16 protein-coding genes are annotated in these 19,012 nt (G+C 41.2%); 9 read left to right on the top strand and 7 right to left on the bottom strand.

Annotated elements, in window-relative coordinates:
* Nucleotides 1-2: 2 nt before the first annotated feature.
* The 3 genes from BM291_RS08655 to menD are packed head-to-tail and all read left to right on the top strand — an operon-like array spanning nt 3 to nt 3,324.
* Nucleotides 3-425, top strand: a complete 423-nt coding sequence (locus BM291_RS08655; RefSeq protein WP_092896322.1) for a hotdog fold thioesterase — start codon at nt 3-5, stop codon at nt 423-425.
* Entirely contained in the window at nt 425-1,642 is a 1,218-nt protein-coding gene (locus tag BM291_RS08650) for a chorismate-binding protein (RefSeq protein ID WP_092896320.1), read from the top strand. The genes BM291_RS08655 and BM291_RS08650 overlap by 1 nt, the downstream gene beginning before the upstream one ends.
* Nucleotides 1,639-3,324 carry a 2-succinyl-5-enolpyruvyl-6-hydroxy-3-cyclohexene-1-carboxylic-acid synthase gene (gene menD, locus BM291_RS08645; RefSeq protein WP_092896318.1) on the top strand — a complete coding sequence of 562 codons (1,686 nt, stop codon included), beginning with the start codon at nt 1,639-1,641 and terminating at the stop codon, nt 3,322-3,324. Before BM291_RS08650 ends, menD begins: the two co-directional genes overlap by 4 nt.
* Here the strand turns inward: menD and BM291_RS08640 are convergent.
* The 4 genes from BM291_RS08640 to BM291_RS08625 form a co-directional block, all read right to left on the bottom strand.
* The gene (locus BM291_RS08640) at nt 3,302-4,153 is read right to left on the bottom strand and encodes a helix-turn-helix domain-containing protein (protein ID WP_175499669.1); all 852 of its coding nucleotides are present in this window, start codon (nt 4,151-4,153) and stop codon (nt 3,302-3,304) included. The genes menD and BM291_RS08640 overlap by 23 nt on opposite strands.
* Before the next feature lie 174 nt (nt 4,154-4,327).
* Complete coding sequence (locus tag BM291_RS08635; RefSeq protein WP_092896533.1) at nt 4,328-5,134, bottom strand: helix-turn-helix domain-containing protein; 807 nt, start codon at nt 5,132-5,134, stop codon at nt 4,328-4,330.
* Nucleotides 5,135-5,354: 220 nt separating this feature from the next.
* Nucleotides 5,355-5,870 carry a VanZ family protein gene (locus BM291_RS08630; protein WP_092896314.1) on the bottom strand — a complete coding sequence of 172 codons (516 nt, stop codon included), beginning with the start codon at nt 5,868-5,870 and terminating at the stop codon, nt 5,355-5,357.
* A gap of 74 nt (nt 5,871-5,944) precedes the next feature.
* Nucleotides 5,945-6,811, bottom strand: coding sequence for a LysR family transcriptional regulator (locus tag BM291_RS08625; protein WP_092896312.1), 867 nt, complete (start codon nt 6,809-6,811; stop codon nt 5,945-5,947).
* Between the two features lie 99 nt (nt 6,812-6,910).
* On the opposite strand from BM291_RS08625, the gene hutH reads away from it, so the two are divergent.
* The 3 genes from hutH to BM291_RS08610 all read left to right on the top strand — a co-directional run bounded on the left by hutH (nt 6,911) and on the right by BM291_RS08610 (nt 11,929).
* Nucleotides 6,911-8,476 carry a histidine ammonia-lyase gene (gene hutH, locus BM291_RS08620; protein ID WP_092896310.1) on the top strand — a complete coding sequence of 522 codons (1,566 nt, stop codon included), beginning with the start codon at nt 6,911-6,913 and terminating at the stop codon, nt 8,474-8,476.
* A gap of 117 nt (nt 8,477-8,593) precedes the next feature.
* On the top strand, nt 8,594-9,826 hold the full coding sequence (gene hutI, locus BM291_RS08615; protein ID WP_092896308.1) for an imidazolonepropionase: 1,233 nt from the start codon (nt 8,594-8,596) through the stop codon (nt 9,824-9,826).
* 102 nt (nt 9,827-9,928) lie between these two features.
* The gene (locus BM291_RS08610; RefSeq protein ID WP_175499668.1) at nt 9,929-11,929 is read left to right on the top strand and encodes a urocanate hydratase; all 2,001 of its coding nucleotides are present in this window, start codon (nt 9,929-9,931) and stop codon (nt 11,927-11,929) included.
* 49 nt (nt 11,930-11,978) lie between these two features.
* Here BM291_RS08610 and BM291_RS08605 read toward each other — a convergent pair whose 3' ends face one another.
* Together BM291_RS08605 and BM291_RS22510 are read right to left on the bottom strand one after the other, a co-directional pair.
* Entirely contained in the window at nt 11,979-12,407 is a 429-nt protein-coding gene (locus BM291_RS08605) for a Uma2 family endonuclease (protein WP_394333447.1), read from the bottom strand.
* Nucleotides 12,408-12,461: 54 nt separating this feature from the next.
* Nucleotides 12,462-12,602: a hypothetical protein gene (locus BM291_RS22510; protein ID WP_394333446.1), complete on the bottom strand. Its 141-nt coding sequence runs from the start codon at nt 12,600-12,602 to the stop codon at nt 12,462-12,464.
* A gap of 210 nt (nt 12,603-12,812) precedes the next feature.
* Here BM291_RS22510 and hutG point away from each other — a divergent pair, with 210 nt between their 5' ends.
* From hutG to BM291_RS08590, 3 genes are all read left to right on the top strand, one after another.
* The gene (hutG, locus tag BM291_RS08600; RefSeq protein WP_092896304.1) at nt 12,813-13,769 is read left to right on the top strand and encodes a formimidoylglutamase; all 957 of its coding nucleotides are present in this window, start codon (nt 12,813-12,815) and stop codon (nt 13,767-13,769) included.
* Nucleotides 13,770-14,258: 489 nt separating this feature from the next.
* Entirely contained in the window at nt 14,259-14,993 is a 735-nt protein-coding gene (locus BM291_RS08595; RefSeq protein WP_092896302.1) for a ferritin-like domain-containing protein, read from the top strand.
* A 17-nt stretch (nt 14,994-15,010) separates the two neighbouring features.
* The gene (locus tag BM291_RS08590; RefSeq protein ID WP_092896300.1) at nt 15,011-15,817 is read left to right on the top strand and encodes a ferritin-like domain-containing protein; all 807 of its coding nucleotides are present in this window, start codon (nt 15,011-15,013) and stop codon (nt 15,815-15,817) included.
* A 66-nt stretch (nt 15,818-15,883) separates the two neighbouring features.
* Here BM291_RS08590 and BM291_RS08585 read toward each other — a convergent pair whose 3' ends face one another.
* On the bottom strand, nt 15,884-18,832 hold the full coding sequence (locus BM291_RS08585) for an FAD-binding and (Fe-S)-binding domain-containing protein (RefSeq protein ID WP_092896298.1): 2,949 nt from the start codon (nt 18,830-18,832) through the stop codon (nt 15,884-15,886).
* Nucleotides 18,833-19,012 lie beyond the last annotated feature (180 nt).

Below are 19,012 nucleotides of genomic sequence, written 5' to 3'. Positions count from 1 at the left end.
TCATGGTATTCTCCCAAAAGCCTTCATTGGATCAAATTAACCAGAGCGGAAGAAACACAATGACTGAACATCTGGGAATTCTGTTCACAGAAATCGGTGATAATCATCTTACCGCAACGATGCCTGTAGACGAGAGAACAAAACAGCCAATGGGTTTGTTACACGGAGGAGCAAATGTTGTGCTTGCTGAGACACTTGGTAGCGTGGCGTCATCACTTACGATTGACCTGGAAAAACAAATTTGCGTTGGCCTTGAAATCAATGCAAATCACCTTAAAGGTGTAAAATCAGGCATTGTCACAGGTGTCACCACACCAATACATATTGGTAAAAGCACGCAGGTCTGGGAAATAAAAATTACGAATGAGCAAGGTCAACTTTGCTGTATCAGTAGAATCACCATGGCGATTTTAGACAAAAAGTAATGCATACCAACGTAGCTACTAATCATACTAAAACAGAAATTCTTCAACTCCTACTTCAACTAGGTTTGACTTCTGGCGGTTCATTTGCCATCTGGCGAAAGCCAAAATCCAATACCGTAGAAATTGTTTTAGACGATACAACGGAACCAGTTAAAGTTGGTTTATCTATTGAAGGCCTTGATCCAGGGTTTATCGTTCATCCTTTTGCTGATCAAGCAGATAAAAAAGCCTACTTTATCAAGGCTAACAAGTACTTTTCCTTTGAGATTGACAGACCACTGGACAGCGATGAACTTCCTGAGTGGGCTAAAGTTCAATTGAATAATCAGAATAAGCTTTCCCCAGAAGAAATCAGGGAATTATTGATTAATCAAACTTTAGTGAGCAAAGTACAAAACTCTAAACTAAGTGAAGAGAAGGATCATTTTACTCAGTTAGTCAAAGAAGGCATTAAAGCAATCCAAGAAGATAAACTGGAGAAGGTAGTTCCTGCACGGACAAAGACGATCTCTATTCCTTCAAGTTTCAATTTGAGCTGTACTCTTTTGAGTTTAATGGAGGCATACCCAAATGCCTTTATCAACTTCTTCCATTTGCCCCACGTGGGCACTTGGATTGGCGCTTCACCAGAGACTTTGATTGAGACCAAAGGTGATATTTTTTACACCATGTCTCTAGCTGGTACGCAAAAGGCAACTGGTGATAATCCGCTCAAGTCGGTAGCTTGGACTCAAAAAGAAATAGAAGAACAAGCATTAGTTAGTAGGTATATCGTTTCCTGCTTTAAAAAAATACGCCTTCGAGAATACGAGGAGCATGGTCCAAAGACAGTTCTTGCTGGCAATCTTCTTCATTTACGTTCTGATTTCAGAATCAACATGAATGAAACTGGATTTCCAGAACTTGGATCTATTATGCTCGGTCTTCTTCATCCAACCTCTGCAGTTTGTGGAATGCCTAGGCGCGAAGCACATGACTTTCTTCAGGAATATGAAGGCTTTGACCGTTCATTTTTCTCAGGATTTTTAGGTCCTGTGAATATCCAGGGAAGCACTTCTATTTATGTCAATTTAAGGACTGCAAGTCTTCATGACAACCAAGCAACACTTTACGCGGGTGCGGGAGTGACTGAGGATTCTGACCCTGAAAAAGAGTGGGAAGAAACAGAACTCAAGTGTGAAATCATCGGTAAATTCATTCAAAATCCAAGCGCTTGATACTTCAATCAGTTGTTGATTTAGTGGCGATTTGCGCCAAAAAGGGCATCCAAAACGCCATTCTTTCTCCTGGCTCACGTTGTGCTCCACTTACGCTTGCTTTTGCTAGACATCCACAGATTCACTCCAGAACTATCTCTGACGAGCGTTCGGCTGCTTTCATAGCCTTGGGTATGGCTCAGCAATTGGAGGAACCTGTGGCCTTGGCTTGCACGAGTGGATCTGCAGCTTTGAATTACTACCCAGCTGTCGCTGAGGCATTTTTCCAACAAATACCTCTATTGATTTTAACTGCAGACAGACCTGCGGAATGGATCGATCAATATGACGGACAAACTATTTTCCAGCAAAGCGTGTACGGAAAACATGTGAAAGGCAGCTTTCAATTGCCTGATTCCACGAGCAATTCGGATCAGCTTTGGCATTCTTCACGTATTGTAAACGAAGCAATAAACCTAGCTAAGCAATTTCCTGCTGGACCGGTTCATATTAACATCCCACTTCGTGAGCCGTTCTATCCTGAGCATGATGAAAAAATTAAATTCCCTGCGAATCCGAGAGTTTTCAATCTGGAACATTATTCAGTTCAGCTTTCTGAGGAAAGTTTGAAAAGGCTTTCTAATAGACTCCAATCCTTTAGCAAGATTCTGATCGTCGCAGGGCAGCAGTATCCCAACTCAGCACTACAGGCTGTTTTAGATCAGCTTTCGAAAGAGAAAAAAGTGGTAATCATCACTGATACCATCAGCAATTTGCAATCCGAACAGACTATTTCGCTGCACGATCACTGGCTTGGAAACTCCTCCCTGAGTCAAGAACTGGAACCTGAACTTATTATTTCCTTTGGGAAGTCGGTGATTTCAAAATCACTGAAACTATTCCTACGAAAGACTCAAGCGTCACACTGGCATGTGCAGGAAGACGGGAAAGCAAAAGACACCTTTCAGCGATTATCTCGAACAATACCAAGTAGCCCATCTTCATTTTTCAATTGGCTTGCAATAACTCTTAAACCACAGAATCAAGACTTTCAAAATAACTGGGTAGATCTGGAACAAAAGGCAAAGGCTGCGCTGGGTAAAGTATTCGAAATAACTGAATTCGGGGAATATTCTGCTTTGGCATTTTGTCTGAGCAAAACTCCTTTACTTTCCAAAATCCATGTGGCTAATAGTATGGCAGTGCGATACTTGAATTTACTGGGAAAAAGAGACCAAGAAGTAAGCTGTAACCGAGGAACCTCAGGTATCGATGGATCAAATTCCACTGCTGTCGGTTGCACCTTTACAACCAAGGATACCGTCACGCTTATTACGGGCGACATGGCATTCTTCTATGATCGCAATGCTTTTTGGCATAATTACGCCATTCCTAATCTTCGGATTATTTTGCTTAACAACCATGCAGGGGGAATATTCAGGCTAATTGATGGACCAAAAAATCAACCCGAGCTAGAAGAATATTTCGAGACTAAGCAAAAACTCACAGCCCAGCATTTGGCAACTGAGTATGGATTTTTCTATTCGAAAGTCGTAAATCAGGAAGAATTAGAAGCTTCGCTAGAGGACTTTTATAAAGATTCACTTCATCCCAAAATCTTGGAAATCGAAACTTCAAGTCCAGACAATGCTGAGATTTTGAAGTCGGTGAAAGAAAAAATTAAGCTGTCACTTGAGAACTGAAAGTGGAATCGGGAGAAGAAGTTCTCCCGATTTTGTTGATAGCCCAAAACAAAAAACCGAGTTGGCTAAGCTTAAATAAGGTGAATGGAACCGAGACAATATAAGCTCCTATCACAGACATGATTAGAACTCCAGACAAAATCCCCAGTACTCCAATGATCTGAGTGTAATTTGACCAAACATTTTTATAGGATAGAAAACCTATTCCTATAAGCACGAAGAAGGAGCCAAAAACAATTGATCTAATAATATAAAAACCCACTATCACTAAATTGAGCTCGGTACCTAAAGCAAGCTCGACTGAACCGAAAATTGCATTGATGATCAACATCACCCAAAGTGTTCTTCGCAAGATTCTATTTGGGAAAATATGAGTCATTTTGATCATCCCAGCCAAAAACAATGTCGATAAAAGAGCTACCCCGATTTTAACCCACCAGAAAGTTGAGACATTAACTTCATCTACTTTCATTGGGTTTACATCCAGACCACTTTCAAAAAATGGCAAAATCAAATTGATAACTCCTGCGGCTAAAGCGAGGTAAAGCAATATCAAATTTGGAACAGCTTTCTTTACAATGGAATTAACTTCCGAAGACTTTTCTTCCTCAATTTTTTCTTGATGCTCTGCTTTACCTGCCTCTACCCAGTCTATTTCCAAAGCCTCAAATAAAGCTTTAACGGAGTGATTTCTGGGAGACACCTCCCCAGCTTCTATGCGCTGTATGGTACGCACATTTAGATTGCACTTTTCCACCAACTCTTCCTGAGTCAGTCCTTTTGCCTTTCTTCTTTCATAGATTTTCTTACCAAGTTCAGGTTGTTTCATTTTGTATATACTTTGATTGACCATGGCAATATCAAGGATTGAATTGTAATCAGGGACGTAATTACCTCGGCTTTAAACCGACTTTTAGGCGACTCTTAGGCTTAATGGCTAAAAATAACAAAAAATAAACTTAGTCTTTAATTCAAAATCGAGATTCTATCCTATTAAAAACGATCAAGCTGTCACTTGAGAACTGAAAGTGGAATCGGGAGAAGAAGTTCTCCCGATTTTGTTGATAGCCCAAATCAATAGACCAAGCTCACCCAATTCAAATAAAGTAAGCGGAATCAATCCGAATAGTGCTCCAGCAACAGAAAAGATCAATATCCCAGATACAATCCCCAATGCTCCCAAGATCTGCGGGATGTTTGACCATAGATTTTTATAACAAAGAAAGCCCGCTCCCATAAATCCGTAAGCCAAGCCAAAAGTGGCCAGCTTGACGAAATAATAATCCTCCATTTTAAATATAGAAGTCGCTAGAGAAATCAAGTCAATTGAATACCAGATTCCATTTGCAATCAGCATCACCCAAAGTGCTATCTGTAGAATCTTGTTTGGAAAAGCTGAAGTCATTTTGATCAGTCCAAAAATAAATAAAGAGAATGTGATCAGGACGCCTGCCTTCACCAATCCAAAATTTAAAGGATTTCCGAAACTTCCTTCCATCCATTCAATCTCCATACTAATCTCAAAATAGCTCAAAAAGAAATAGATTAATCCCGAACCAAACCCAACATATAACCAAGTCAAAACTGGTTTAGACTTAGATTCATTTACTTCCTGTTCAGAATTTTGCCACGTTGCACCCAACGCCTCAAACAAAGCCTTGATCGTATAACTTCTCGGAGTCACCTCCCCTGCTTCGATGCGCTGGATAGTCCGCACATTCAGGTTGCATAGTTCGACCAACTCCTCTTGAGTCAATCCTTTTGCCCTTCTCATTTCAGAGATTCGCTTGCCTAGTTCTGGTTGTTTCATTGTGTGTACATTTTGATTTACCATGGCAATTTCTCTGATTGGATTGTGACTTAAGGCGAAATAGGCTCGGTTTTGACCCGACTTTTACCCGACATTTGGATTTAGAGATCAAATTAAGGTTTTTGGGTTAAATCACCTTGAAAAATAAACCTCCGGATCTATAGGTCTTTCAGCCGTAAACTCTGGAACGCCTTGAATGATCTAGTAATATTCTGCACCCTCATTGATAACTGATTGGCAACAGATTCAGTTTGAGAAGGACGAGGAGCAAAACAATAAGGAAGGTGCCAATAGCTGCAATACTATTAATGTACTTCTGCGCCTTTAGATGGTTGCCAATAAATTTTTGCAGTGCCCAAAATAGCAAGTAGCCAATGATACCACCAGTCGTATTGGTAAGTAAATCTGTGATATCAAATGTCCCAAATTTGAATACAAACTGCAGTCCTTCTAACATCAAACTTGTCAGAAAAAAGAAAAGTAGATTAAAGCCAAAAGCTCCATCTCTAAATAATATTCTCGCATAAATTCCAAGCGGAATAAAAATCACCACATTCAAAGTGGTTTCCATCATGCTATAGTAGCCATTTGCAAAAGGGATCAGATTTATTTTTCTCTCCTCCATGTAAGAAAACTGTACACCTAGCTTAAGCAAAATGATCCAACCCAAGACAATCAAATAAATAAGCAGTAAAGACTTTGTCTGCCTGTCAGCACTTTTTTCAATCTTTCCCATTCTACTTGTTTTGAACTCCCTGCATTGTCGAATTTGCTAAAATTATTACTTAGGAAAACACTAATTCCATTTTTCTACAGTAATGGCAAAACCTGCTTCAAAGCAGGATTCCGATTCTCTGCTTTCCAGATGGCAGAAAGTTCTGTGAACTGAAAAATATTCGGGATCTCCATAAATCGCACGTTCAGCTCATAGCCATGCTTTAAAGAAGTCGGAACTATCGCCACCCCCATCCCATTTTCCACCAATTTGAAGATCGTCAGCGCATGCACAGACTTATGCCGGATATTGGGAGAAAAACCTGCATCTCTACAAATTCCAATGATTTGCTCATAATAGAGGTTGCTATAATCAGAGGAAAAAAGGACGAAAGATTCATCCTTAAACTGGTTTACCGAAGTAAAAGCTTGTTCATGAAGCGGATGGTTTTTGGACACTACCAATGAGAAACTATCCCGCAAAACAACCTTCATTTCTAGGTCGCTTGGCACGGAAGCCAAGCGTACAAACCCCAAATCCAACTTATCCTTTTCGATCATTTCCACTTGAACAGAATTGCTCAATTCTTCCAAACTGGTGCTGATCAAAGGTTGCTCGGCATTCAACTTAGCAAGTAAATCCGGTAAAACCTGATTGGATGCCGAACCCAAGAAACCTATCCTCAATTCTCCTATTTTTCCCGCCGCGATTAATTTCAATTGGCTTTTGGTAAGATCCAGATGGTTCAACACGAAGTCAACTTCATTTTTGAAAAATGCTCCAGCTGCAGTCAATTCCACATGCTTTTGATCACGCTCAAAGAGTTTAACCTCCAGCATTTCCTCCAATTGTTTGATTTGTCTACTCAAACCTGGTTGGGAAATAAATAAGCGCTCAGCTGCCTTTCGGAAATTCAACTCCTCTGCAACTGCTTTGAAATAACTCAAATGTCTTAATTCCATGATGCCTTAAAGGTATCAAATCATGACAATATTGATATCAAAACTTATCATTAATGCTCGGTATCTTTGTCAATACCCTAGAATTGAGACCCAAATAGTATGAATACATTCCAATACGGCCAAGATCAACTAACGGTGGGCACTGCTTTGCAACTCGCTAGAAAAGAGATCAAAGGAGAATTAAGCTCTGATACTCGTGACAAAGTTCAAGCATCTGCGCTTGCTGTGGCTAACATAGCCAAAGGTGAAAAAGCTGTTTATGGAATTAACACAGGTTTCGGGCCACTTTGCACGAGCAAGATTTCAGCAGCTGATACGCAGACTCTTCAGGAAAACCTCCTGAAGAGTCATGCTGTTGGCTTGGGAGAACCCGTTCCAGTTGAAATATCCAAACTGATGCTCGTGCTGAAACTTCAGGCTTTGGCTCAAGGATTTTCGGGAATAAAACTCGAAACACTAGAGAGAATGATTTGGATGTTGGAGAACGACGTCATTCCCGTCGTTCCTATCCAAGGTTCAGTTGGTGCGTCTGGAGATTTGGCTCCACTTTCGCATTTGTTTCTGCCTTTATTGGGTTTGGGAAAAGTACATTATGAAGGCAGCATTGTAAAAACTTCAGAACTTTTTGCGAAGCTAGAAATCACTGCGCTTCACCTTGGCCCTAAAGAAGGTTTAGCGCTGATCAACGGCACTCAATTCATGGCAGCTTATGGTGTGAAAGTCGTGGATCGCTTGCATAATTTACTCGTTCATGCAGACATTACCGGAGCCATGATGATCGAAGGCCTAATGGGTTCGATCAAACCTTTCTCTCCTGAATTGCATCAATTGAGGCCATTTGTAGGAAATAAACACGTTGCTCAGACAATCCTGAATTTGTTACATGAATCCGAAATTATCAATTCGCATTTGAATTGCGCGCGAGTTCAGGACCCCTATTCTTTACGCTGTATGCCACAGGTTCACGGCGCTTCGCGAAATGCTTGGCTGCACCTCAAAGATGCCATTGAAACTGAAATAAATTCGGTGACTGACAATCCAGTTGTGTTCAGCGAAGATCATACGATTTCGGGAGGCAGCTTCCACGGACAGCCTATTGCGTTGCCATTGGATTACGCTTGTCTCGCAGCTTCAGAATTGGGTAATATTTCAGATCGAAGAATCTATCTTTCCCTAGAGGGTGATACTCCAGGAGTGCCCAAATTGCTTTTGAAGGAAACTGGTTTGAATTCCGGTTTAATGATCCCCCAATACACCACTGCGGCTCTAGCTTCAGAGAATAAAGGGCTTTGCTTCCCTTCTTCTGCAGATAGCATTCCAACTTCCCTTGGTCAGGAAGATCACGTGAGTATGGGCTCGATAGGTGCGCGAAAGGCCTTGCAAGTCATCGGGAATGTGGAGAAAATTCTAGGAATAGAGCTATTTTATGCTGCACAAGCGATGGATTTCCACGCTCCTTTGAAATCTGGGAAGGTAATGACAGCGATTCATGCCCACGTAAGAAAGAGTATTGCTCCTGTAATAAATGACCGAGTGATGACTGAGGATATGGAAGCAGCGATTGAGATGATCCAAAGTGGTGAGTTGGTCGAAATCGCAAATCAAGTAGCAAAGGAGGAAAACTTACCTTTTGCAACTGAGTGGAGTAAATTATTCGATTGTTAAAACAAGTAAGGTCAAAAATAACCACTTACCTCAATTAAAATATTCTGCGTCTTCAGCTGCGACCTTATCAGCGTCAATCTGCGGGAACTACGAGAAACTGTTTGAAACATAAACCTCATGAAAAAACTAATCGGCCCAATAACTCAATTGCTTACACTTGACAAGCTTTCGTTAAAAGGAGCTTTGAAGGATGAGCAATTAGAAATTCTTGAGAATGCGGGATTTCTAATTGAGGATGATAAGATTCTAGAAGTTGGTATTTTCACTGATTTACTAGCAAAAGCAGAATCTCAGAACACCGAGGTCATTGAGCTGAAAGGTGACTTTGTGGCACTGCCAGGATGGATAGATTGTCATACGCATATTTGTTTTGGAGGCAGCCGAGCACAGGATTTCGCTATGCGAAATGCTGGAAAATCCTATTTGGAAATCGCAGAAGCCGGTGGTGGAATTTGGGATACAGTCACTCAAACGCGCAATCTCAGTCACGCCGAACTTGCTGAAAGAACCGTTACAAATGCAAACCGACATCTAAGCGAAGGTGTGACGACTATAGAAGTGAAAAGTGGCTATGGGCTGAATGTTACAGAAGAGCTCAAAATGCTTCGCGCTATCCAAGATGCCAATTCCCGAACAAAAGCAGATTTGATCCCTACTTGCCTTGCTGCTCACATGAAACCACGAGATTTCGAAGGCTCCAAGGAAGAATACCTTCAGCAAATCAGCGAGCAGCTTTTCCCTATTCTGAAGTCAGAAAATCTCACGAATCGGATCGATTCATTTATTGAGCAAAGTGCTTTTTCACCAGCGGAAATTGAAAGCTATTATCAAAAGGCAAGCGATTTAGGCTTTGACCTTACTGTACATGCAGACCAATTTACTACGGGAGGATCTGAAGTAGCGGTGAAATTCGTAGCCAAATCAGCGGATCATCTTGAAGCTTCAACAGATTTAGAAATAGCGCTTTTAGCAAAATCAAACACAGTTGCTGTCGCACTCCCGGGAGCTTCGATAGGCTTAGGCTGTGCATTTACTCCTGCTAGAAAAATCCTCGATCAGGGAGGTTCTTTAGCAATTGGAAGTGACTGGAACCCCGGTTCTGCTCCAATGGGAGATTTGGTGGCTCAGGCTTCAATTTTGGCGACTTTCGAAAAACTCAGCACAGCTGAAGTTTTAGCAGCACTCACTTTCCGAGCAGCAGCAGCATTAGGATTAGAAGATCGCGGGATTTTAAAAAAAGGATTACTAGCAGATTTCAATATGTATGCTACAGCTGATTTTCGGGAGATCCTTTATCATCAAGGTAAATTGAAACCTGCGCAGGTATGGAAAAGAGGCTTGAAGATTTAGGATTGAAGGCATTAGAATAAAGATCCAAGAAGTAAGATTTAAAGAATAACGCTCGAGGTTCACACCAACCTCGTAAATCACCAATCGTAAATCGTAAATCCCATGGTTTTTCAAGATCAAATATCCCAAGGCATACCTTCACAGCTCCCTCCCAAAAAACATAGAAGTACAACTGTGAGTCATGCTCCAAAGCGAAAGGATATATTAATAACTGAAGAGAAAAAACTGGCTCTCCGGAATGCACTGCGGTATTTTCCGAAGGAATGGCATGTGGAATTGGCAGAGGATTTTTTAGCGGAGCTCAAGGAATTTGGCAGAATCTACATGTATAGATTTCAGCCTGAATATGCGATGTATGCGAGACCAATTCAGAATTACCCTGCAAAATCTCAGCAGGCAGCAGCTATCATGCTGATGATTCAAAATAACTTGGATCCAGAAGTTGCTCAGCATCCCGAAGAATTGATTACGTACGGTGGAAACGGTGCAGTTTTCCAAAACTGGGCACAATACCTTTTGGTGATGAAGTATTTGTCTGAAATGACAGAAAATCAAACACTTCACATATACTCTGGTCACCCAATGGGACTTTTCCCTTCTTCCCCAGAAGCACCGCGTGTGGTAGTCACCAACGGCATGATGATTCCAAATTATTCCAAACCAGATGATTGGGAGAAGTTCAATGCACTTGGAGTGACACAATATGGGCAGATGACTGCTGGATCGTTTATGTATATCGGGCCGCAAGGGATTGTTCATGGCACGACAATTACGGTAATGAATGCGTTTCGCATGAAATTAAAAGCAGGAGAAAAGCCAGCAGGGAAAATATTTTTGACCGCAGGTCTTGGTGGAATGAGTGGTGCTCAGCCAAAAGCAGGAAATATCGCAGGTTGTATTACCATTTGCGCAGAAGTAAATCCAGCTGCTGCCAGGAAGCGACATGAGCAAGGTTGGGTCGATGAATTGATCGAAAACTTGGATGAATTAGTGCTCCGAACTCAACTTGCAAAACGCAATGAAGAAATAGTCTCTATCGCGTACATAGGCAATATCGTCGATGTTTGGGAGCGCTTTGATGCCGAAAATATTTTCATAGAATTAGGTTCAGATCAGACCTCACTTCACAATCCTTGGGCAGGAGGCTATTATCCCGTTGGGCTTACCTTTGAAGAATCCAATGAGTTAATAGCTGGGAATCCTGAGAAGTTCAAATCAAAAGTGCAGGAGACGCTTCGTCGTCATGCAGCGTCCATCAATAAACATGTGGCAAAAGGCACCTACTTTTTCGATTATGGAAATGCTTTTTTGCTAGAAGCATCACGAGCCGGAGCCGATGTGATGGCAGAAAACGGAATCGACTTCCGCTACCCATCATACGTGCAAGATATTTTGGGACCAATGTGTTTTGACTATGGATTTGGGCCTTTCCGCTGGGTTTGTACTTCGGGGAAAGCAGAAGATTTGAGGAAATCAGATCAAATTGCTGCACAGGTTTTGAAAGAAATCATGCAGAACTCCCCTGCTTCCATCCAGCAGCAAATGCAGGATAACATCACCTGGATCGAAGAAGCTGAAAAGAACAAACTTGTAGTGGGTTCTCAAGCTCGTATTCTCTATGCAGATGCAGAAGGTAGGGCGAAGATTGCTCAAGCATTCAACAATGCTATTTCAGCAGGAGAAATCACTGCTCCAATCGTCCTTGGTCGAGATCATCATGACGTAAGCGGCACGGATTCACCTTTCCGGGAAACCAGCAATATTTACGATGGTAGTAAGTTCACAGCTGACATGGCCATTCACAATGTAATTGGCGACAGTTTCCGAGGTGCTACTTGGGTTTCTATCCACAATGGAGGCGGTGTAGGCTGGGGAGAAGTGATGAATGGAGGTTTTGGAATGCTGCTTGACGGAAGCAAAGAAGCTGAACGAAAGCTGAAATCCATGCTTTTCTACGATGTGAATAATGGGATCGCTCGACGTGCTTGGGCTAGAAACTCAGGTTCTTTGGAAGCTATTCAGCGGGAAATGGATCGAAGTCCAGGTTTGAAAGTGACTATTCCTAATTTGGTAGATAAGGTGATTTTGAACGAAATTTTCTAAAAAACCAGTTTTTCCAAAATTTCAATCTATGGAAAAACTGGGAACTCAATCAATCCTGCGAAAAAACTCCCTCCAAATCAAGCACAAAACCTGGAAGAACAGTGGACGTAATCACATCTCCAGAGGTAAAAAGTCTAGAAGGAACGAATTTCCCTTCAACCAAGGTGTAAATCAAAACGGTGCAATCTGTTGGATGAACTATCCAATATTCTCTCACTCCAAATTCTTCATATAGCTCATATTTATTTTGTAGTTCCACCCGGCTATTTCCTGGGGAAAGCACCTCTACCACCAAGTCTGGCGCACCAAAGCACCCTTTATCGTCCAATTTTGAGAGATCGCAAATCACAGAAATATCTGGCTGAACTACGGAGTCTATTTTTGAATAAGCTGGATCTCTTGAAAACCTTACATCAAAAGGAGCTGAATAGACTTTGCAGGGATGTTTTTTCAGGAAACTGAAGATTTCGAAAAACAAATCCCCAGATACCTCTTGGTGTCGGCGATTAGGAGCAGCAGCTTTAGCAAATATTTATCCTTTGATTAATTCTACAATTTCCTCAAAATCCCACTTGAGATAATCCGCATAAGTATAGCTTTTAGAGTGACCATCAGGTTCGTTGAACGCATCCAAGTCAATATTTTCTTTCTGGGGAATCCTATATTCTTTCATGTTTATATAATTTGATTTTTATAGGCCACATGGAATCTCGCATTACTGCTCCCAATTTATAGCATACTTCATCATACTGGATTTCATTGCCAGCAAATTTGTTCACACTTCAATTGTTGAATTTTACCTAAAAACCGAATACATTGTTTCTGATATTTAGAATATCAAAGTGTAATTTTTAAGTTAGTACAAAATAATTCAAAACTCAATATGCTCCATCAAAACCCGAATCCATCACTTTGGTCAGGCAGGAAATCTGAAACAATCGAATATTGGCACCAGGCTGCTATCTCAATAAAAGACCTCAAAGTGGATGAAACTCAAGAGTATCCGAAGGTTGGAATCTTAGGATATGCAGGCGAAGAGGGTGTCAAAAGAAATCAGGGAAGATTGGGCACTGCAGAAGGGCCAAATGCAATAAGAAAAAGTCTTGGAAGCTTGGCATTCCACTTGCCTGAAACAAGCAGAATCTTCGATTATGGGGATGTTTATACAGAAAACTCAGATTTAGAATCAAGCCACGAACTAATAACTGACACGGTTTTCAATCTACTGGAGACGAAGCATTTCCCTATCCTGTTGGGTGGGGGGCATGACTTGGCTTTGGCACATGGACGGGGAGTCTACAAGCATCTAGCCTCCAAAAATCAGACTCTAGGCATCATTAATATGGATGCGCATTTTGATTTACGGCCGACTATAGATGGAAAAGGACACTCTGGCTCTCCATTTCTTCAACTGGCTCAGGAAAATCAGGACGCTTTCAAATACCTATGCTTAGGAGTTCAGCGTTCTGTAAATCCAAAATCACTTTTTGAAACCGCAGATAAAGTAGGGGCAAAATGGATGGTTATGGAAGATTTTAGACTGAATAACTGGGAAGTAATTCAAGAGAAAATTCTATGGTTCTTAGACTCAGTTGACAAAATCTACCTAAGCATAGATATGGATGGTTTTTCCTCAGCATTTGCCCCAGGCGTATCAGCACCATCACCGATGGGATTCAGACCTGAGTTTGCGTTTAAAGTATTCGAACTACTTTCTTCCAGTAAAAAGCTTATCTCCATGGATGTCGTAGAGCTCAATCCCGCTTTCGACCACGATCAGGCAACCGCTAGATTAGCAGCAAGATGTGCTGAATATGTCGCAAGGAAGGTATTGAGATAACCATTAGATTGGAAAAAATTAATGATGAATAGCATACTACTAACCACACAAGATCTAAATCTATAATTAGTACACATCAGGAAAAGTTTATAGTTAGATGAACTCCTATTATTCAGCTCTGTCTCTTCCATATTTATGAAAACAAGTGAAGAATACTTTCACTCTTTTCAACTAAGTCATTTTAATCCCTTTTAAGTTCATCGCTTAAAAGGGATTTTTTTATTTACACTGCTCAATCCAACCACAACATCTACTTCGTATATAAAAAAGACGTGTTTAAAAGCCTTAAAAGTCATTTTATAATAAAAATGAAATTCGTGAAAAACACTTATTGGCTTTAAATGGTACTGTTTTTTTAATCTTTTCAGGTAGCAATCAGAGTAGTTTAGTATATATTTTATTCTTTCTTGGATTAAATACTACCAGTTTATTAGCTGAGTTGAGGTGCTCTGATTGTTCAAACAATTTTAACCATTTAAAACAATCATCATGTCCAAACAAACTTTAACAGACGAGTCAACTTCTGTATTAAGCCAAAACAAAGGCAATCGCAGAAGTTTCCTCAAATTCACCGGAGTAAGCATCGCTACTACGGGGATTTTACTATCAGGCTGTCAGGAAGTATTCGAAGCACTTCCAAATCAAAGACAATCTCCTAAAGGGCCAGTAATGCAAGCAGTCCCTCTGGGAAAGGGAGATATTGGTATTCTGAATTATGCATACGCATTAGAGCAATTGGAGGCAGCTTTTTACTTACAAGTGGTGGCCAATATGTACGCTGGAATTAGCGATTCGGAAATGGTAATGATGGAAGACATCAAAAATCATGAAGTTGCGCACAGAGATTTTCTAAAAGCTGCCTTAGGAAAAAATGCCATTATCGACCTTACCTTCGATTTCAGCAGTGTTGATTTTAACGACAGGTCAAGTGTTTTGGCTACTGCAAAAACATTTGAAGACCTAGGAGTGGCAGCCTATAATGGCGCAGGACAACTTCTAGAAAGTGCTGATTACCTATTAATTGCAGGGAAAATCGTCTCTGTTGAAGCACGTCATGCAGCGGCAATTAGAAGTATTTTTGACAATGACTTCACTTCTTTTGCCGGAGATGATATAATTGATTCAAATGGTTTGGACAGGGCTTTTTCTCCTAGTATGGTATTGGAAGCTGCTGCACCATTTATTACTAACAAAATCATCGCAAATCAACTTCCTACTTCCTAACCTTAAAAAGTCACAACATGAAAATATTAGAAGTCCTCAATAAATATGATATCAAGACAGATGAGCTTGATACGTTTACCTCAAGACGTGAAGCTTTTAGAAAACTGGCTAGTTTTGGGAAAAACATCGCATTTGCAGCTATTCCTGTTGGTCTGGTCGTTGGAAGCACTCAAAAAGCTTCTGCTGCACATATTCCTACTGTGCTCAATGTGCTCAACTTTGCGCTCACTTTGGAATACCTAGAAGGTGAATTTTATACAACAGGAATCAATTCTCCTGGACTGATTCCTCCTGGCAAAGACATGGCTATTTTCCAAACAATCGAAAAACATGAGGTAGATCATGTTGCCTTTTTGAAGTCAGCAATAATGAGTTATGGTGGAACACCTGTAGAAAAACCAACCTTTGATTTTACAGCTGGAGGTAACTTTACGCCATTCTCAGACTACGAACAATTTCTAATTTTAGCACAGGCTTTTGAAGACACTGGGGTACGTGCCTACAAGGGGCAGGCTGGGAATTTGATCGCAGAAAACTCTGCTCTCACAGCTGCTCTACAGATCCATTCGGTGGAAGCTAGACATGCATCTGAAGTTAGAAGGTTGAGAGGGTTGAAAGGATGGATTACTCAAGCGGAAAGAGGAGAAGGTATGCCTGAAGTAACTCAAGCAGTCTATAATGGTGAAGATAATTTAATCCAAGGAGGAGTAAATGTAACCACCGTCACCACAATCGGGGCAGATGGGATTACAGAAGGATTTGATGAGCCATTAACCACGGAAGAAGTATTGACTATAGCTGGATTATTCATAGTGGTAGCTTAGACAAACTTTTATAAACACTAAAGGCTGGATTTTATATCCAGCCTTTTTTTTTCTGTAAACTTAATTTTATACCTCATTAAGCGCCTCCCACAATATCTCCACAGGATGCTTAGCTTTTCGGCCTGTTCCGTCCGCAATCTGATGCCTGCAAGAGGTGCCCGGCGCAGCGATGACAGTTTCAGAATCAGCATTTCTTACAGCTGGAAATAACACCAACTCTCCCACTTGCTGAGAAACTTCATAATGCTCAGCTTCATAACCAAAACTTCCTGCCATTCCACAGCATCCACTTGGAATAGTTTCTACGGAGTAATTTGTAGGCAGAGACAGTAATTTCTGCGTCCAAGTCATGGAAGAAAGTGCCTTCTGATGGCAATGTCCGTGAAGTTTAATCTTCTTACTATTGGTAGTAAAAGAATCAGCTTTGATGTTTCCTGCGGCAATTTCCTGAGCCAAAAACTCATCTATTAGCTTCACATGAAATTTCAATTTCTTTGCTGCTTCCGTCAATTCTTTCTTAACAATTCGAGGATATTCATCCCGGAAACTCAAAATAGCCGAAGGCTCTAAACCGATCAGCGGCGTATTTCCATCAATGATTTTTGAGAAAATGGCCACATTCGCCTCAGCATGTTTCTTCGCCTTTGGTAATAAACCTTTGGAAAGTGCAGAACGACCACTTTCTTCATGATCCACGATTTTCACATCGTAGCCTAGTTTTTTAAGCAGCGAAATCGCCTTAATACCAATCTCAGTATCATTATGATTGGTGAATTCATCCACAAAAAAGTAAATAGATTTAATCTGCTTTGCTGCAGCTGGAAGCGCATCGTAATTCTTTTTATACCATTTACGCAAGCTGACTTTACTGATCTCAGGTAGATTTCTTTTTGGGGCTACGCCCAAAATAGACTTCACCATTCCGCCAGTCAGACTATTGCTCAGCATGAAATTAGCCAGACCACCAGTTTTTGAACCCAGCTCATTCAACTCATTGATGTAAGCAAAAGCTCTGGAACGAAGCGGAATTCCATTCGCCTTTTGATATTGATAGAGGAATTCAGCTTTCATGCTGGACATGTCCACATTAGAAGGGCACTCGGCTGTACAGCCTTTGCAGGAAAGACACAAATCCATCGCTTCCTTGATTTCAGGATGGTTGAAAGCATTTTCCTTATTATCCATCGTGAGAAACTCGCGAAGCGTATTGGCGCGACCACGAGTAGTATCCTTTTCATTTCGAGTAGCCATGTAGCTCGGGCACATTGTGCCTCCAGAACCTGGAAGTTTGCGACAGTCACCTGATCCATTACACTTTTCAGCCAAACGAAGAATCCCGCCCACATTGGAGAAATCCATTAACGTATCATGAGTTGGAGTCTCCATATCTGGCTCATAGCGCAGAAATTTATTCATCGGAGCGGCATCCACGATCTTGCCTGGATTGAAAATATTCTGGGGATCCCAAGAGAATTTGATCCTGCGGAAAAGCTGATAATTCTTTTCCCCAACCATCAGCGGAATGAATGCAGCACGTACCCGACCATCTCCATGTTCCCCACTTAATGAACCCTGATACTTTTTCACCAATTCGGCGGAAGCTTTAGAAATCTGATAGAACTCCTCCACATCCTCAGATTTTTTCAAATCCAAAATCGGTCGCAAATGTATCTCTCCAGCACCAGCGTGAGCATAATGAACAGGTTTCTGCTTGAAACCGGCCATCATTTCATCTACTTCATCAATGTAGTTGGCGAGATCTTCGATATCCACAGCGGTATCTTCAATACATGCCACAGCCTTCGCGTCACCAGGTATATTTGCCAACAGGCCCAATCCCGCAGAACGAAGTGCCCAAGCAGTGGACACCATCGCTGGTTCAATGATAGGATACGCATAGCCAAGTCCTGTAGCTATCAAGTCATCCACCAGAGCCTTGCCTTTAGCCATGGCTTCCTCCAGCGTTTGACCGCGAAACTCCACCATCAAAATCGCCTCAGGATCACCTTCTACGAAGTAGCGATTTTTACTGTATTCAATGCTTTCTTTAGTACAATCCAAAATGATTTTATCCATCAACTCCACCGCAGTTGCTGGATGCTTCATAGCCGTCTGGGCAGAAACCATACTTTGATGAATCGTCTCGAAATGCGCAGCAACTACGATTTCAATAGGTTCAGGAAGTGGATCGAGACTGATTTTTATTTCAGTAGTGAAAGCCAAAGTTCCCTCGGAACCACTCAAAAGCTTACAGAAATTGAATTTTTCATCTCCATCAAACACATCTGCCTTCAGCAATTCATCTACAGCATAACCCGTATTTCTACGGTGAATAGACTTCTTTGGAAATTGAGCATGAATCTCTTGCCGAGCTTCTTCGTCTCCTAACTCCTCAGCTACTTTTCTATAAATATCACCTTCAAGTGATTGAAGCTTGGTCTTCTGCTCAAACTCATCTTTTGAAAGATCTTCGAATTTCACGAGATTCCCATCGCTCAAAATAGTATCAAGAGAAATGACTTTATCACGCGTTACTCCATAGACAATCGAGGTGGTACCAGATGAATTATTCCCCACCATACCACCAATCATCGCACGGTTGGCAGTGGAAGTAATAGGACTAAAGAAAAGTCCATGAGGTTTCAAGTAGCGATTAAGCTCATCACGCACCACTCCTGGCTGCACTCGAACCCAGCGCTCGGCTACATTCAATTCCAGTATTTTGGTAAAATGTTTGGACACATCCACCACAATCCCATTACCTACGCACTGACCCGAAAGTGAGGTACCCGCAGTTCTTGGTATCAGTGAAGTGCCATTTTTAGAGGCAAAAAGTATCAGTTTCTGGATATCTGCCTCGCTTTTTGGAAAAGCAACTGCCAAAGGAATCTCCCTATAAACGGAAGCATCAGTGGCATAAAGTGTTTTGGTAAGCGCATCCAGTTGCAAAGTTCCTTCCAGTTGAGTGGAAAGTTCTTGAAGCAAAGGCAATAGGTTAGGTAAGTTTGAACTCATGCTCAAAAATAGCTTTTCTACTCAAATGATTCATGGGATTTTTGAAGCTTTCAACAGCTTTTACAAAGAACCTCCACTGCCAGGCATAAACAGTAAAGATTTTTAAGCCAAAACTCCCTATCCACTTGTCCGATAAAATATCGGAATAGACGAGGGTTCGGATAGTCTAATACAAAATTA

The organism is Algoriphagus aquimarinus, assembly GCF_900112005.1.
Classification (GTDB): domain Bacteria; phylum Bacteroidota; class Bacteroidia; order Cytophagales; family Cyclobacteriaceae; genus Algoriphagus; species Algoriphagus aquimarinus.
The sequence above is the reverse complement of the archived record's forward strand: the minus strand, read 5'-3'. Positions and strand labels throughout refer to the sequence as shown.

Coding starts and splice junctions, on each gene's coding strand:
- BM291_RS08655 (WP_092896322.1), top strand. CDS start 3: ATGGTATTCTCCCAAAAGCCTTCATTGGATCAAATTAACCAGAGCGGA.
- BM291_RS08650 (WP_092896320.1), top strand. CDS start 425: ATGCATACCAACGTAGCTACTAATCATACTAAAACAGAAATTCTTCAA.
- BM291_RS08640 (WP_175499669.1), bottom strand. CDS start 4,153: ATGAAACAACCTGAACTTGGTAAGAAAATCTATGAAAGAAGAAAGGCA.
- BM291_RS08635 (WP_092896533.1), bottom strand. CDS start 5,134: ATGAAACAACCAGAACTAGGCAAGCGAATCTCTGAAATGAGAAGGGCA.
- BM291_RS08630 (WP_092896314.1), bottom strand. CDS start 5,870: ATGGGAAAGATTGAAAAAAGTGCTGACAGGCAGACAAAGTCTTTACTG.
- BM291_RS08625 (WP_092896312.1), bottom strand. CDS start 6,811: ATGGAATTAAGACATTTGAGTTATTTCAAAGCAGTTGCAGAGGAGTTG.
- hutH (WP_092896310.1), top strand. CDS start 6,911: ATGAATACATTCCAATACGGCCAAGATCAACTAACGGTGGGCACTGCT.
- hutI (WP_092896308.1), top strand. CDS start 8,594: ATGAAAAAACTAATCGGCCCAATAACTCAATTGCTTACACTTGACAAG.
- BM291_RS08610 (WP_175499668.1), top strand. CDS start 9,929: ATGGTTTTTCAAGATCAAATATCCCAAGGCATACCTTCACAGCTCCCT.
- BM291_RS22510 (WP_394333446.1), bottom strand. CDS start 12,602: ATGAAAGAATATAGGATTCCCCAGAAAGAAAATATTGACTTGGATGCG.
- hutG (WP_092896304.1), top strand. CDS start 12,813: ATGCTCCATCAAAACCCGAATCCATCACTTTGGTCAGGCAGGAAATCT.
- BM291_RS08595 (WP_092896302.1), top strand. CDS start 14,259: ATGTCCAAACAAACTTTAACAGACGAGTCAACTTCTGTATTAAGCCAA.
- BM291_RS08590 (WP_092896300.1), top strand. CDS start 15,011: ATGAAAATATTAGAAGTCCTCAATAAATATGATATCAAGACAGATGAG.
- BM291_RS08585 (WP_092896298.1), bottom strand. CDS start 18,832: ATGAGTTCAAACTTACCTAACCTATTGCCTTTGCTTCAAGAACTTTCC.